General features: G+C 57.2%; 1 protein-coding gene. It reads left to right on the top strand.

Features of this window, described 5'->3' with window-relative positions; all coding sequences use genetic code 11:
- A partial coding sequence (locus D5S03_RS12810; protein ID WP_287044309.1) for a protein-disulfide reductase DsbD family protein occupies window positions 1–1,138 on the top strand: 1,138 nt, incomplete at its 5' end.
- Window positions 1,139–1,224 lie beyond the last annotated feature (86 nt).

The raw sequence follows: 1,224 nt of genomic DNA, 5'->3' as shown, positions 1-1,224 counted from the left end.
TTTCACCCCGTGCGTTCTGCCCGTCATCAGCCTGAAGCTAAGAGGCATGCTCACCCTGGAGGAGGATTCCGGCATTGATGCCCAGAAAAGGGCTTTTCGCAAGCACAATATATTCTTCGCCCTGGGCATGCTTATTTTCTTTTCCGTACTGGCCGTGGTCTTATCCCTTACCGGCATGGCCTGGGGCCAGCTCTTTCAAAGCCCCGGGGCCATACTTGTACTGGGCTGCATAATCTTTGCCCTTAGCCTGAGCCTCTTCGGCCTGTACGACCTGCCGGTGATAGATCTCAAGTCCAGGACCCAGGACCCCTGGAAGAACCCCAATGCCGAGGCCCTGAGCACCGGCATGCTGGCCACCTTCCTGGCCACCCCGTGCAGCGGACCGTTTTTGGGGGGTGTACTGGCCTGGACCCTGACTCAGCCGCCTGCAATCATCGGCATAGTCCTCTGGAGCATGGGCCTGGGCATGGCCCTTCCCTACCTGCTCATGGCCCTATTTCCGTTCATGCTGCGTTTTCTGCCCAGGCCAGGTCCCTGGACCATGTACCTGGAAAAGATCCTGGGATTTTTCCTCCTGGCCACCTGCGTCTATCTCATGTCCCTTATACCTGAGGACATGTTCGTGAAAGCCCTGATCATGTTTCTGGTCATCGCCTTTGCCGCCTGGATGTGGGGGCACTGGACCGACCTTAAACAGTCCAACCTGAGAAGACGCTCCATTCGCCTCTCGGCCCTGGTGCTTGTCGCCCTGGCCGCCTTTTTGCTGTTTCGTCCCGCTCCGGAGCATCCAGTTGCCTGGACACCTTTTGAAGAACAGCAGTTTGAGGAAATGCTGGGCCGGGAAAACATCCTTCTGGAATTCACAGCGGACTGGTGCCCCAACTGCAAGTTCCTGGAGCAGACCGTGCTTACCCCGGGTTTCATGGCTGAAAACGCCCAGCGATACGATCTGCAGTTTGTCCGCATAGACCTGACCCAGCCCAATCCTCCCGGCGAAGAAATGCTCCGGGCTCTGGACAGCCAAAGCATCCCCCTGGTGGCCATCTTCTCCAGAGACAACCCGGACAGCCCCCTGATCCTGCGGGACATGTTCACCAGAAGCCAGATAGACCAGGCCCTGGAGCAGGAACTGGATTGACCAGAAACTACTGCCCTGGAAATAATTTGACCATGTAGGATGCATCCGCAAAAAGTCGAGAAATCAATCACGCGTCCTGCCACGCG

The organism is Desulfonatronospira sp. MSAO_Bac3 (genome assembly GCF_003838035.1).
GTDB classification, from domain to species: domain Bacteria; phylum Desulfobacterota; class Desulfovibrionia; order Desulfovibrionales; family Desulfonatronovibrionaceae; genus Desulfonatronospira; species Desulfonatronospira thiodismutans.
Note: the sequence above shows the minus strand (reverse complement) of the source record. Positions and strands in the feature narration are given on the sequence as shown.